Source organism: uncultured Porphyromonas sp. (assembly GCF_902489635.1).
In the GTDB taxonomy this organism is placed as follows: Bacteria; Bacteroidota; Bacteroidia; order Bacteroidales; family Porphyromonadaceae; genus Porphyromonas.
The window spans coordinates 1-13,618 of sequence record NZ_CABUAN010000048.1; the positions used below are offsets into that span (position 1 = coordinate 1).

Below are 13,618 nucleotides of genomic sequence, written 5' to 3' on the forward strand. Positions count from 1 at the left end.
GAGATTTGAGATTTTCCACGTGGATATTCGAGAAAGGAGGGAATCGGACGAATTTCCTCGTAAAGATATGTATAATTAGAGGTTAGAGATTAGAGGTTAGAAGTTAGAGATCCGATCACTCTGATAGCTCCGATGGTTCCGATAGCTAACAGCCAATAGCTAACAGCCAACAGCCAATCCATGGTTGACACATTATATATAGTGACCTCATTGATGCCTCGATTGTCGCTTATGTGTAGCTTCTGACAGAGCGATTATAGTGCGTCAGCCCTGAGATGCGAGGGCGGGCTGCTTGTTTATTCAATTAAATGTTGTATCTTTGCACCACGAACGGCACGAAGGGGGCATTCTTCCCCACGTTGTACCGCTCGGAATCTTCGGGGTGTAGCGCAGTCCGGTTAGCGCACCTGCTTTGGGAGCAGGGGGTCCCAGGTTCGAATCCTGGTACCCCGACAGATAAGCTAAAACGACAATAGAGTGGCAATTGCCACTCTATTGTCGTTTATAGCACTAGTGTTTCTAGTGGCTCTAGTGTTCCTAGTAGCACTAGTGCTACTAGGATCTAACTTCTAACCTCTAATCTCTAACCTCTATCTCTCTCCCCTCCTCTAATCTCTTTTTCGTACCTTTGATCCTGCAAGAGAGATTATAAAGAAATGACAAACGATACTTCTACCCAGCGCGAGACCGCAGCGGTCGGCTACGACAAGAAGGTAGCCGTCATTGGTGCCGGCTCCATGGGACGCAGCATAGCCATCTGCCTGGCCATGCACCATATACCTACCGTCATACAGGCACGATCTTTGGAGCGTCAGAAGCGGGCTATCCCACTTCTCGAGCAGTCACTGGCGGAGTGTGGCGAACTCTTCGACTGGAGCAAAGAGCAACAGCAGGAGTTGCTCAGCCGCATCAAGGTGACTGTGGACAATGCCGACATTGTCTCGGCCAACCTCGTCATAGAGGCGACCAGTGGCACCCTAGAGGAGCACAAAGACCTTTACCGCGACCTCGATGCCGTCCTCAGCGAGGGGACGATCATCGCTTCGATCACTTCGTCGATCAGCATCACGGAGCTAGGCAACGCTACACAGCGTCCGTCGCTGGTGGCGGGGATGCACTTTTTCAATCCCGTGCCGCTCATCGACCTGGTCGAGATCGTCTCGTCACAGCACACTTCGCAAGAGACACTCGAGCAGATCCAAAAGCTGTGCGATGCGATGGGCAAAGAGACGGTCTATGTCGAGGACTCGCCCGGCTACATCGTCAATCGTATGCTCATCCCGATGATCAACGAGGCGATCACCGAGCTGGCTCAAGGTATCGGCTCTATCGAAGACATAGACCGTGCGATGCGCATCGGCGCTAGTCACCCGATGGGTCCCCTAGAGCTGGCAGACTGGATCGGTCTAGACACTTGTCTGGAGATCTTGGAGGGACTCTTTGCGGAGTTTATGGACAGCAAGTATCGTCCGCACCCGCTACTACGCCGGAAGGTACGCGCCGGACAGCTCGGTCGCAAGGTAGGCGTGGGCTTCTACCGCTACAATCAAGAGGAAGAAGAGCAGTCATAACAATAGACCCGTTTTTTGCACTAAGCTTGAGATGCAAGTCAAGATCCTCGGCTGCGGCTCTGCACGTCCCACACGGCATCACCTGCCCTCAGCACAAGTACTGACCGTCGCAGGGCATCACTACCTGATAGATGCTGGCGAAGGGGCGCAGCACTCGCTCATCCTGGCGGGCTATAAGATCACGCAGCTGGAGGCGCTCTTTATCTCGCACGCTCATGGGGATCATTGCTTCGGACTGCCGGGACTGCTCACCTCGATGGCACACGTAGGGCGCACGAAACCGCTCACCATCGTGACGACAGCCGAGGTGGCTGAGTACATACGCTACATCGAGGAGCATCACATCGAGGAGAGTCCCTACGAACTTTCCGTAGTCGTAGCTCCGAGCGACGAGGTATCCCGCACTATCTACTCCGACCCTTGGCTGCAGGTCGACACGTTGCCACTGCGGCACCGCACGAGCGCCATCGGCTTCCTCTGCCGTGAGCACTGTATGCCGAGGAGGATAGACCCTGTGGCTACCGACTTTTATCAAATCCCCCACACCGCTATGCATGCCCTGCAAATGGGGCTAGACTACATACCTCAAGGTGGCGGGCGCATCATCCCCAATCGTGAGCTGACGAAGCCAGGGCGCCCATCTCGCGCCTACGCTTATCTCTCAGACACGCTCCCAGCGTGGCATCTGGTAGAGCAGATACGAGGCGTGGACCTCCTCTACCATGAGAGCACTTACAGCGATGAATTTCGTGACCGTGCGGAGGCTTACGGGCACTCGACAGCACGACAAGCCGCTGAGGTGGCCGAGGCGGCTGAGGTGGGACAACTGCTCTTAGGGCACTACTCAGGTCGCTATGACGACCTATCGACGTTGCTCGAGGAAGCTCAAGAGGTCTTTCCCAATAGCTGTGCAACTCAAGAGGGAGATCTATACGAAGTATAATGCTTTGCACGAAACGCAGTTGACAGAACTATGAGTAGCCGCATCAAGAGTCTCTTTAAGGATACCATCATCTACGGAGCAACGACCATGCTCAGTCGCTTCCTCGGCTGGGCACTCTTCCCCCTCTATGTGTATCAGCTGCCCTCGCCTGCCGACTATGGTATCGTGACCAATCTGTATGCGTGGGTAGCCCTGCTCCTGATCCTCCTAACGTATGGGATGGAGACGGGCTTCTTCCGCTTTAGCCGTGAGGGTGACGGGCGCAAGGTGTATGCCAATAGTTTGCGTACGCTAGGCACCAGTTCGCTCCTCTTCCTCGTCTTGGGCTTGCTCTTTGTCAAGCCGATCGGAGCAGCTCTCGGATATGCGGACATGCTACGCCCCGTGGCGATGCTCATCGTGATCGTGGCGATCGATGCCTTCACCAGTATCCCCTTTGCCTATCTACGCTACACCAATCAAGCCTTGCGCTATGGCTTGATCAAGATCGGCTACGTACTCCTGACGGTGGCGCTCAACCTCTTCTTCCTACTGGTCTGCCCTTGGCTCCAGAGGGTGGCTCCCGGAGCGGTCGACTGGTGGTACGAACCTGGGCTAGGTGTCGAGTATATCTTCCTCTCGAACATGATCGCCAATATCATCCTCCTACTGGTCTTGATCCCCATTATGAAGCAGGCGCGTGGTGGCGGGCGCTTCGACTGGGAGCTACTTCGCCGCATGCTCCACTACTCCCTGCCGATGGTCTTGCTCGGCATCGCAGGCAACTTCAACAAGATGGCGGACAAGATCATCTTCCCCTTGCTCTTTGCGGATCAGACCTTTGCCAATACACAGCTCGGCATCTACAGTGCGGGGTACAAGATAGCGGTCGTCATCGTCATGTTTACGCAAGCCTTCCGCTTTGCTTACGAGCCATTTATCTTCCAGCGAGGCAAGGAGGACAAACTCACGGCCGACGAAGAGGCAGCAGCAGAGCGCGAGCGACGCATCACCTATGCGAAAGCAATGCACTACTACCTGCTCTCGGCGATCTTTATCTACGTCGCCGTGATGTGCTACCTCGACCTGCTCAAGGTGCTGATCAGTCCCGCCTACTACGACGGGCTACAGGTCGTACCCTACGTGATGCTCGGGGAGGTACTCTTCGGCATCTACTACAATCTATCGCTCTGGTACAAGCTGACCGACCGTACCTATTGGGGTGGCATCATCTCCACGGCCGGCTGTCTGCTCACGGTGGCGATCATCGTGTGGGGCGCACCGCACTGGGGCTTTATGGCGTGTGCCTACGCTTCGGTCGTGAGCAACCTCCTACTGGTCCTCGTCTCCTACTTCCTCGGCCGCAAGTACTACCCCGTACCGTACCAACTGGGAGCGACGGCTGGTTATTTCGTCGTGGGAGCCATCTCCGTGGGGCTAGTCTTGTGGATCTATGGTGCGATGCCTGCGATGTGGATGCGTCTGCTACTTAGCACCGTGGTCTTAGTCGCACTCACTGGGTATATCGTCTGGCGCGAGCAACTAGTCAAGGCGTTTGCCCCGATCTTACGCCGTCTGCGCCACAAAGCTTCTTAAAAGCGAGATGAGTAGGGACGCACAGCTCGTGTCTAGCGGGAGAGCGTCCGTCGTATAGCACAAGGTTGCCAAGGAGTCAAAGATTTCACTATCTTTGTGTATCCACACGGGAGGAGTGTCGCAACAAGCTGCGAGCTTGGCAGTCCGCCCGTAACGTACAGTTTATAGACCTATAATAGACAGATTGATTATGATTAATGATTTCGCAAGTTGGCTGACACCAGGCCAGAGTGTTCTTATCGTATCGAAGGATAGATCCTTCAGAGGTACCTTTCAAGCAGTTTGTGGCGACTACATAGTCCTCGAGAGTCGTCGTGGTGACCAGCACTTCATCCGTGAGGAGCTGATCGAGTCCTTTACGGTTTACAACAGGAGAGAGAGGACTGCTAGCAGAGAGACAGAGGCTATCGACGAAGAGATGCCACTGACCGAAGCAAGTAGCGAGACGACGCAGTCAGACGAGGAGGCGATAGAGAGCTTGCTCGCCCCGCTCGAAGGCGCGATAGACAAGGACAAGCCCTACATGTATAAACCTGGCGATCGCATCCCGCTACCTAATAAAGATCAGCTCAAGTCGCACGCCTCTAGACAACAGAAGCCAAGTTCTAATCGCTACCCGCGCAACTCTGCCGACAAGCCTACCCTAAGCGAAATCCTAGACGAGATAGAGGCTAATGAGGATCGAAGCGTCATACCTGCCGAAGACCTGCTCTTAGTACGCCCTATGGGAACGATCAAGATGCGAGAAAACATGAAGAAGTACGGCTTTATCGAGGCTTTTGATGAGGAGAAGACCAACTACTGGTTCCCCTTTAACACGCTGACCGACGAAGACCTCAGCGTGACGGACGAGGTGGTCTTTTGCAAAGGATCAAACGAGAAGGGCTTCACCGCCAGCGGCATCGCTTCGCCAGGCACCATACACCGTCTGCTACTTCTCGTGAATCATATCTTGACGACGAGATACTACAACTTCCCGATCGTGCTACCGCTCCTCGAGGCGATGCTGGAGCAGCACCCGGAGAATAAGAGCATCCAGGATAAGTATCAGGAGGTCAAGGAGAGACAGGAGAGCTACAGCAAGCGCAAGGGCAGCGCTGAGTGATCTACGCGCTATAACATTACAGACTTATGAGACCCTTATACCAGCTTACGGCACTACTTGTGGCACTACTCGCTGTGTGTAGTTGCTCGGGAGGCGGCGGTAGCACCTTTACTCAGGCTAGTGGCAAGCCAAACGAGGTGATGCTCGTCATGGATCGTGACTACCTAGCAGACTCTGTCGGCACGGCTGTCAAGGATATGCTGCGAAGCTATGTACCCGCCATGCCACAGGTCGAGGAGCAGATGGACGTGACGACGGTCGATCCGAAGGACTTTGACACCTTCCTCCGCTACGTGCGCAACATACTGATCGTCGACATCGATGCGGAACGATATACACAGAACAGTGTCAAGTTCGCTTACGACCAGTGGGCGCACGGGCAGATCGTGGTGACGATACAGAGTCCCTCGCCTGACTCGGTCTGCTACCTCATGGCAGATCGTGGTCGTGCTGTGCTCAATCTATTCGTACGCCACGAGCTGGCGGTACAAGCGAGCAACTTGGTGAAGAACTTTAGCCGCACGGCTGACCAACTAGCCGTAAAGCATCTCGGCTACCATCTCAATGCGCCCGAAGATATCGTCTCCTACAAGGTGGGCAAGAACTGTCTCTGGCTCTCTAACAATGCGATGCGTCGGCGCACCGACATGCTGCTCTACAAGGTGCCTTACCATGGAGAGGCGCTGACGGCTCCCTACCTTGTGGCTCTACGCGACTCGGTCCTCGCAGTTAATGTGCCTGGACCTATCGAAGGGAGCCATGCGGTCACCGCGCCTCATATCTTGATGACACGACAAGTCGCCATCGAAGGGCAGCCGATGCGTACCGAGCTACGTGGACTATGGGAGCTGCGTGGCGGAGGAGCTATGGGCGGGCCATTCGTACAGCACGCTTTCGTCACGCCTAGCGGAGACGAACTGGTCGTCGCAGAGGCTTTTGTCTACCACCCCAATGAGGCTAAGCGTGATGTGATGCAGCAGGTCGAGGCAGCACTCTTCTCCGTAAGAGCTGACACGGTCGAGCAGTGGGATGCTGATCAAGTAGCACAGGTGCGCTGGACGGCCTATACAACCTATTGAACATCTTATGACTGACAGAAGAATTGTAGTCGGGATAACCCACGGCGATATCAACGGGACGAGCTACGAGCTACTGCTCAAGCTCTTCAATCGCCATGGCGTGACCGACCTCTTTACACCTATTATATATGGATCTCCACGTATTGCCGCTTACTACAGCAAGGCGCTACAGATGGAGCGCGTCTCGTGGCATCTGATCACTGACGCTGAGGAGGCTGAGCCCAACGTAGTCAACGTGATCGACGTGGTGGGCGACGAGATCGACGTGACGCCTGGCAAAGTGACCGAGGCGGCGGGAGTAGCTGCTCTGACTGCTCTAGAGCGAGCCACGAGCGACATCAACCGTGGCGCTATCGATGTGCTGGTCACCTGCCCGATCAATAAGGCGGCGATGCCGCAAGACCGCTTCCCCTACAAGGGGCACACCGCCTATCTGGGCGTAGCTTGCGGCCAGGGCAAAGAGCCGCTGATGATCCTCGCAGCGCCTTCGGGTCTGCGGGTCGCTTTGGTCTCGACGCATGACCCGATCAGCCAAGTGTCTAAGGTCATCACTCAGCGAAAGGTGCTCAAGACTTTGGAGATCCTAGACGAAGCGTTGCGCCGAGACTTCTTGATCTCTTCGCCTCGCATAGCAGTCCTCGGACTCAATCCACACGCTGGTGACAATGGACTGATCGGCTCTGAGGAGCTTGAGGTCATCGCACCATCTATCGCCATTGCGCAGCGGGAGATGGGGATCTATGCGTTTGGTCCTTTCTCGGCCGATGGCTTTTGGGGCTCGGGAGCTTATCAGCAGTATGATGCGGTCTTGGCTATGTACCACGATCAGGGGTTAGCCCCCTTCAAGCTCCTACACCTACACGACGGGGTCAACGTGACGGCGGGACTACCCATCATACGCACCTCGCCAGACCACGGCACGGGCTACGACATCGTGATGCAGGGCGTCGCCAACGAGCAGGCACTCATGGAGTCTATCTACATGGCTATCGACCTCTACCGCCACCGCATGGCCGACGATGAGGCGCGTAGCAATGTGCTGCCTAAGCTCTACAAGAACAAGCGAGGAGATAACGAGTAAATGCAAAGAGCGACAAAGGATATGGAACGCATCAACGGACTCATAGCTCGCAAAGGGATCAGACCTATGACAGATCGCATAGCCCATGAAGTGCTGGTGCGTACAGACTTTGCCGAGACTCACTACATGTCTATGCTGGCGATGCTGATGGGCATCGTCGCAGCCTTTACACTGATCGACCCGATCTCCCTATGGAGTAGCATCGTCGGCTCGGTAGTCATACTGCTGGCTCTGATACTCAACGAGACCGCCTGGTCTATAGAGCGGCAACGTGTCACAAGACAGACGACTCCGACGCTCGGCAAGCAGATCGTCGCGTGGTACACAGCTACCCCGATCGTCATACAGCTGGCACTCCTCGTCTCCTTGCCGATACGTATCAGCACCTACCCGCCACAAGAGGCTGGAGCTGCGGGCGTGTCGGGCTGGTGGTATGCAGCACTGGCACTTATCGTCGTCGTACTCTACCTCTATCAGCTACTCATCGAGTACTTCGTCAGGTACTACCAGCGCAGCATGTCTGCACAGGTAGAGGCACAGCACTACGCTCCGCTCTTCGCCTACCGATATCGACGCGGATATCAGGCGAATAGCCCTAAGGAGCCAGAGAGTGCACGCACGAGGCGGGCGCTCCGTCGCTTGCTCACGCTTTGGGAACTCTTACTCCCGTGGCATTATCGTCTGCAGTCGCTACTTTATCGACATGCTCATCAGAGTGGCGTGCCGGCTCAGTTTGTCCAGCAGATGCCTCAGTATAAGCGCGGCGTCGGCGTCACGCTAGGTCTGCTCAGCAACTACAACCGCTGGATACTGCTCGTCCTCACCCTAGCCTTCCGTTGGGAGCTTTGGTATCTGGTGGTGACAGGCGTCGTCATGACGCTGATGACCCTAGGCGCGCAGCTTTACCTAGAGTCGGAGTACCGCAAGCTCTACGAGGGACTCCTCAATAACTTACACCGCGAGGAGCAACAAGAGTCTCCACAATAGCACTATGAGTACAGAGGAAAAGCGACTACATGTCTACAAAGCTTCGGCAGGAGCGGGCAAGACCCACACCATGACGGAATCTTTCCTGCGCCATGTCCTGGAGAAGCCTAGGACGAGCTACCAGGAGGTGCAGGCGGTCACCTTTACCAACCTAGCGACCCGAGAGCTCAAGGAGCGATTCTTCAAGGAGCTCGACACATTAGCGACAGAGCCTCAAAAGTCGCCTTTCTACGACAGCTTTAAGGCTGATTATAACAGTGACGCTCAGCTGCTATCCAGAAATGCACGCACGGCACTCCAGTCCATACTCTTCGACTATGGTGGGCTACGCGTCAAGACGATCGACTCCTTCTTCCAAGACATCACCCATGCGCTAGCGATCGAGCTCAAGCAGCGTCCCTCGACGCGTATCGAGCTCTCTACCGATCAGATACTAAGTCTAGCCGTGGAGCGACTCTTTGAGCAGCCATCCCCCACCGCTCAGAAAGCTATCCAGAGCTTTCTGCTCAATCGCAAGGAGAAGTCTATCTACGCCCTGCGAAAGAGCTTAAAGCTCTTTGCCAAGCAACTATACAACGAGCAGGTGCAGGAGCAAGCCTTCGAGGGGAAGACGCTCTTTGATCCTCAGACCTACGACAGCTTCGTCCGTGCTGTCGAGGAGCAGATTGTGGTGGTGCAGGATCAGATCAGGGATCAGGTGGCAACAGCCCGATCGCTCGTCGACGAGGATGTCAAGCTACCAGGCGGCAAGAACTCGCCACTGACGAGGCTCTTGGATAGGACAAAGAATGAGCCGACGGTCGGTGCTACAAACTCCTATATAACCGCTACACCCTGGGATAAGTACTTGAAGAACCTCGATGTCACCAAAGCTCTCAACGAGAGCTACACCAAAGACCTCGAAATTCCCCAGCTGATCGATATCTTCCAGACGATACTCCGCCTCTACACAGAGCTCTTTACCCTACGTACGGCGATCAAAAACGGATACGAGCTACAGCTCCTCGCAGAGATACAGACGAATGTCTACAAAGTCTCCGAAGAGCTAGGCATCACGCTCCTAGACAACGCCAAGCGACTCATCCGAACCCTCGTGAGCGGCGAGGGTAGCACCGCTTTTATCTACGAGCGGCTAGGCACCAAGCTGACACATCACATGATCGATGAGTTTCAGGATACCAGTCGCTTTCAATACAAAAACTTCGTTCCGCTCCTTGAGGAGGCGCTGAGTAGTTCTGGCGAGGTCTTCATCGTGGGAGATGTCAAGCAGAGCATCTACCGCTTTCGCTATAGCGACCCGATGCTTCTGCAGGAAGATCTTGGCAAAGACTTCGGCGATAACCTGAAAGCAAAAAACCTCCCGGACAACTGGCGTAGTGCCCCAGCGATTGTCTCCTTCAACAATCGCTTCTTCTCGCTCCTACCCTACGCCTCCGAGCTCAAGCAAGAGAGTTCTAATGGAAGCAAAACTCTACTCCAAACGGTCTACGACCCCGAAGAGGTACACCAAAATGTGCCCGGTTCAAACATGACCAAGGTCGGCGGCGTCTTCATACATCAATGGGAGAAGATGCCCGAGACACCGCAGCCAACACCAACAGCAGAAGAGGACGACACCGCCAAGACGCCCCCACCAGATCCGCTCCAGACGAAGATCAACTACCTCCTCTACTATATCATCCCCTCCATACGAAAGCGTGGCTATAAGCTCTCGGACATCGCTATCCTAACGCCAAACAACGACACGCTCCAGCGCATCGCTCAGACTATCATCCTGTACAACAAAAAGCGCGAAAAGGAGGGAAACGAGCACCTGCAGCCACTCGCCTTCGTATCCCGTGAGATGCTCTCACTAGATGCCAACCCGCTCTACCGTCTCATCGTTGAGATCATGCAGAGCGTCCTAGTCAACGCGGGAGCCAGCGAGGAGCTTTACAGCAAGAGCTTCGAGCACCGACTAGCCGTAACACACTATGGCGAGCTAGCTCGTGGCCTCAGTGACTCACCCGCCCTAGACCTCGCACGCTGCTACCAAGAGGGGCTGAGTGCCTCGCTCTACGAGCTAACCTTACTGATCGTCGAGGAGCTCCGCCCCCTCATCACCTCCGCTGACCAGCCCTACATAGACGCACTCCTAGACACCGTCCAGGACTACAGCCAGGACAACTACGTAGACCTGCAGGGCTTCCTCGAGTGGCTAGAGACCCACACCCCCAGCCTAAGCTTAGAGACACAAGATGCCCTACAGCTCCTCACCATACACTCGGCCAAGGGGCTCGGCTTTCCCGTCGTTTGCCTCCTAGAGTACAAGATGAGGCTACTAGAGCCTACGGATACCATCTGGTGTCGCGATGAGGAGACAATGGCTAAACTGCACAAGCTCCTAGGCGAAAGCGTCGAGATCCCCGCTTTACTCCCTATCTCTCCCACCAAAGAGGCACGAAGCACCCTCTTCCGCAAGCAGGTTATGGCCGAGGAGCAGCTTGCTCTCCTAGACCGCATCAATATGATCTACGTAGCGATGACACGCGCCAAGAACGAGATGCACCTCATACTCAGTGAAGACAAGGGAAAGTCGGGTGAGAGTATCAACTTCGAGCGACTCATCTCTGAACTAGTCAATGAGGTCCAAAAGCCTGCCCCTGAAAAGCTTGCTTTATTGTCACGGGAGACGATCGATCTCCAATGCTCGGAGGACAAGGTCTCGCCGTCAGAAGATGAGGAGATCAATCAAAGGATCTTTTACTATCAGACCGATCCTACCACCGCATCGCCTAAGCCTACGACAGACTCTGGCGACGCCTCACGGCTCGTCCATATACCAGGCAGAGCGCAGACAGGTGCGCTAGCCCAGCTACGCGTACGTCGCTCCCAGAGCGTCGCCTATCAGACGCAAGATGCCGTGCGCAATGGTCTCTTCCTCCACGCCTTGCTGAGTGAGATTGACTACCTAGAGCACGACGAGCTACTGAAGCTACTCGATATGAAATGCCTGCAGGGACTCATCCCGCAAGAGCAGCGTGATGCTCTCGCTAAGCTACTAGAGCAGGCGCTCACAGATCCCTTGATAGCCGAATACTACGATCGAAGTAGTGGGTGGCAGGTGATCAATGAGCGAAGCATCGTCCGCCTCTCACAAGACGCCGAGAGTGAGACCAGACAAGCCCGCATAGAGCGTCCCGATCGTATCCTGTACGACGACGAGGAGCAGCAAGCCGTCATCATAGACTACAAGAGTGGCGACGAGGCGCAGCAGTACACGAGTCGCCACAAGCGCCAGCTACGTAGCTACCGCAAGGCACTCCTCGAGAGTGGCTTCCAGACGGTACGCGCCTACCTCCTCTACCTCTCTGCCGAGGGGCATCAGATCGTCGAGGTAGACTAACCAGAGACCGTTGCATAAAGGCGAATCGCGGTGTTGCTTTCGGGATTCGGCTTCGGTCACATACGGAGGTATGCTCCCTTCAGACCTCACCCTCAGCGCCTTGCGCTTCATCCTTTCTGCAAAGTCAGGATAATCTTGCAAGCAAGATTGTGAGACCGCATCAAGCCACCGTCCTACCCTAGCGACAAGTCTCTTCCTAGCGACAAGCAATAGATCAAAACAAAAGGTCGCCACGTAGTACTACGTGACGACCTTTTGTTTTGTTATGATTGTACTGCTCTAGAGCAAGCTCTTAGAGCATACGATTGACTTACTCGGCAGCTGTAGCTGTCTCCTCAGCCTGAGCCTCTGGAGCCTCAGCGCCCTCCTCTGCAGGAGCCTCAGCAGCGGGTGCTGGTGCGGGAGCAGGAGTCTCAGACTCGATGACGGCGTGATTCTCTGAGATGACGGTAAAGGTGATCGGAACGATCACATCGCGGTGCAGACGTACCTGCGCCTCGTAGTCGCCGACCTCCTTGACAGCCTTCTTGATCTGGATGATCTTGCGATCGATCTCGAAGCCCTTCTCAGCGAGTGCCTCAGCGAGCTGGATGTTCGTTACAGAGCCAAAGATGACACCATACTTAGATGTCTTAGCCTTGATCTCTAGGTGTAGACCATCGATCTTCTCGCCCAGAGCTTGCGCCTCCTGCTTGATAGCTTCGAGCTTGTGAGCTCTCTGGCGTAGCTCCTCAGCAAGCATCTTCTTAGCACTCTCGCTAGCGATGACAGCCTTCTTCTGAGGGATCAGGTAGTTGCGTCCGTAGCCGTCCTTGACGGTTACGATATCATCCTTAAAGCCTAGGTTGATAATGTCTTCTTTCAGTATTACTTCCATTGTCTTATCGGTCTCTAGGTGATGATTACTTCATAAGGTCCGTTACGAAGGGTAGCAGAGCTAGGTGACGAGCACGCTTGACAGCCTGAGCTACACGACGCTGGAACTTAAGGCTATTGCCTGTGATACGACGTGGGAGGATCTTACCCTGATCGTTGAGGAACTTCTTGAGGAACTCGGGGTCCTTGTAGTCCACATACTTGATGCCAGCCTTCTTAAAGCGGCAGTACTTCTTCTGCTGTACCTCTCCTGGGAGTGGTCTGCTATAGCGACCTCTTCTTGTTCTTGCCATGATTACTTCTCTGCTACAGGGTTACTTTTCAGTGAGCGACGCTTCTCAGCATACGCATGGTGGAACTTGTCCTGAGCGATCGTTAGGTAGCGCAGGACCGTCTCGTCACGTCTCAAGAGTGTCTCAAAGGGCTTGATCACTGAGGGCTCAGCGTCAAACTCTATGAAGTGATAAAATCCGGTAGACTTCTTCTCGATGGGATAGGCGAGCTTCTTGAGCCCCCAGTGCTCATCGTTCACAATCGTGGCACCTGCAGAGGTGAGATGTGAAGTGAACTTATCTACCGCTTCCTTCATCTGAGCATCAGACAAAACGGGAGTTAAAATGAAAACGGTTTCGTAGTGGTTCATATATAGTTAGTAAAAACGCTATTGCCTGCAAAGGTACACATATTTATTGGATAAACAAGCGAACCACCCTGCCGACCCTCCGAAAAACGCAATTTGGAGTGGAAAAATACAGGCTGACGCATGATAATCGCTCTGTCAGGAGCTACACATGAGCGACAAGCAAGGCATAGATGAGGTCACTATATATAATGTGTCAACCATGGATTGGCTGTTGGCTGTTGGCTATTGGCTGTTAGCTATCGGAACCATCGGAGCTATCAGAGTGATCGGATCTCTAATCTCTAACTTCTAATCTCTAACTTCTAACCTCCAACCTCTATTTACATATCTTTACGGGGAAATTCGTCCGATTCCCTCCTTTCTCGAATATCCA

At 54.4% G+C, this 13,618-nt stretch carries 11 protein-coding genes and 1 tRNA gene; 9 read left to right on the forward strand and 3 right to left on the reverse strand.

Annotation, left to right across the window (positions count from 1 at the left end; genetic code table 11):
- Positions 1-378 precede the first annotated feature (378 nt).
- The 9 genes from RDM37_RS07805 (at position 379) to RDM37_RS07845 (ending at position 11,726) form a co-directional block, all read left to right on the forward strand.
- Positions 379-453, forward strand: a tRNA-Pro gene (locus tag RDM37_RS07805).
- Between the two features lie 203 nt (positions 454-656).
- Positions 657-1,571 (forward strand): 3-hydroxyacyl-CoA dehydrogenase NAD-binding domain-containing protein, encoded by a 915-nt coding sequence (locus RDM37_RS07810; protein ID WP_308556496.1) that lies wholly within the window; start codon positions 657-659, stop codon positions 1,569-1,571.
- A 31-nt stretch (positions 1,572-1,602) separates the two neighbouring features.
- Positions 1,603-2,514 carry a ribonuclease Z gene (locus tag RDM37_RS07815; protein ID WP_308556498.1) on the forward strand — a complete coding sequence of 304 codons (912 nt, stop codon included), beginning with the start codon at positions 1,603-1,605 and terminating at the stop codon, positions 2,512-2,514.
- Positions 2,515-2,544: 30 nt separating this feature from the next.
- On the forward strand, positions 2,545-4,089 hold the full coding sequence (locus tag RDM37_RS07820) for a lipopolysaccharide biosynthesis protein (RefSeq protein ID WP_308556500.1): 1,545 nt from the start codon (positions 2,545-2,547) through the stop codon (positions 4,087-4,089).
- Between the two features lie 190 nt (positions 4,090-4,279).
- On the forward strand, positions 4,280-5,194 hold the full coding sequence (locus tag RDM37_RS07825) for a DNA-binding protein (protein ID WP_308556502.1): 915 nt from the start codon (positions 4,280-4,282) through the stop codon (positions 5,192-5,194).
- 26 nt (positions 5,195-5,220) lie between these two features.
- Positions 5,221-6,273: a DUF4837 family protein gene (locus RDM37_RS07830; protein WP_308556504.1), complete on the forward strand. Its 1,053-nt coding sequence runs from the start codon at positions 5,221-5,223 to the stop codon at positions 6,271-6,273.
- A 7-nt stretch (positions 6,274-6,280) separates the two neighbouring features.
- Positions 6,281-7,354 carry a 4-hydroxythreonine-4-phosphate dehydrogenase PdxA gene (pdxA, locus tag RDM37_RS07835; protein ID WP_308556506.1) on the forward strand — a complete coding sequence of 358 codons (1,074 nt, stop codon included), beginning with the start codon at positions 6,281-6,283 and terminating at the stop codon, positions 7,352-7,354.
- 21 nt (positions 7,355-7,375) lie between these two features.
- Complete coding sequence (locus RDM37_RS07840; protein WP_308556508.1) at positions 7,376-8,341, forward strand: hypothetical protein; 966 nt, start codon at positions 7,376-7,378, stop codon at positions 8,339-8,341.
- A 4-nt stretch (positions 8,342-8,345) separates the two neighbouring features.
- Entirely contained in the window at positions 8,346-11,726 is a 3,381-nt protein-coding gene (locus RDM37_RS07845; RefSeq protein WP_308556510.1) for a UvrD-helicase domain-containing protein, read from the forward strand.
- A gap of 310 nt (positions 11,727-12,036) precedes the next feature.
- On the opposite strand, the gene rplI is transcribed toward RDM37_RS07845, so the two are convergent.
- The 3 genes from rplI to rpsF are packed head-to-tail and all read right to left on the reverse strand — an operon-like array spanning position 12,037 to position 13,245.
- Positions 12,037-12,603 carry a 50S ribosomal protein L9 gene (gene rplI / locus RDM37_RS07850; RefSeq protein ID WP_308556512.1) on the reverse strand — a complete coding sequence of 189 codons (567 nt, stop codon included), beginning with the start codon at positions 12,601-12,603 and terminating at the stop codon, positions 12,037-12,039.
- A 25-nt stretch (positions 12,604-12,628) separates the two neighbouring features.
- The gene (rpsR, locus tag RDM37_RS07855) at positions 12,629-12,895 is read right to left on the reverse strand and encodes a 30S ribosomal protein S18 (RefSeq protein ID WP_004331634.1); all 267 of its coding nucleotides are present in this window, start codon (positions 12,893-12,895) and stop codon (positions 12,629-12,631) included.
- 2 nt (positions 12,896-12,897) lie between these two features.
- The gene (gene rpsF, locus RDM37_RS07860) at positions 12,898-13,245 is read right to left on the reverse strand and encodes a 30S ribosomal protein S6 (RefSeq protein ID WP_004331666.1); all 348 of its coding nucleotides are present in this window, start codon (positions 13,243-13,245) and stop codon (positions 12,898-12,900) included.
- Positions 13,246-13,618: the final 373 nt, after the last annotated feature.

Coding starts and splice junctions, on each gene's coding strand:
- RDM37_RS07810 (WP_308556496.1), top strand. CDS start 657: ATGACAAACGATACTTCTACCCAGCGCGAGACCGCAGCGGTCGGCTAC.
- RDM37_RS07815 (WP_308556498.1), top strand. CDS start 1,603: ATGCAAGTCAAGATCCTCGGCTGCGGCTCTGCACGTCCCACACGGCAT.
- RDM37_RS07820 (WP_308556500.1), top strand. CDS start 2,545: ATGAGTAGCCGCATCAAGAGTCTCTTTAAGGATACCATCATCTACGGA.
- RDM37_RS07825 (WP_308556502.1), top strand. CDS start 4,280: ATGATTAATGATTTCGCAAGTTGGCTGACACCAGGCCAGAGTGTTCTT.
- RDM37_RS07830 (WP_308556504.1), top strand. CDS start 5,221: ATGAGACCCTTATACCAGCTTACGGCACTACTTGTGGCACTACTCGCT.
- pdxA (WP_308556506.1), top strand. CDS start 6,281: ATGACTGACAGAAGAATTGTAGTCGGGATAACCCACGGCGATATCAAC.
- RDM37_RS07840 (WP_308556508.1), top strand. CDS start 7,376: ATGGAACGCATCAACGGACTCATAGCTCGCAAAGGGATCAGACCTATG.
- RDM37_RS07845 (WP_308556510.1), top strand. CDS start 8,346: ATGAGTACAGAGGAAAAGCGACTACATGTCTACAAAGCTTCGGCAGGA.
- rplI (WP_308556512.1), bottom strand. CDS start 12,603: ATGGAAGTAATACTGAAAGAAGACATTATCAACCTAGGCTTTAAGGAT.
- rpsR (WP_004331634.1), bottom strand. CDS start 12,895: ATGGCAAGAACAAGAAGAGGTCGCTATAGCAGACCACTCCCAGGAGAG.
- rpsF (WP_004331666.1), bottom strand. CDS start 13,245: ATGAACCACTACGAAACCGTTTTCATTTTAACTCCCGTTTTGTCTGAT.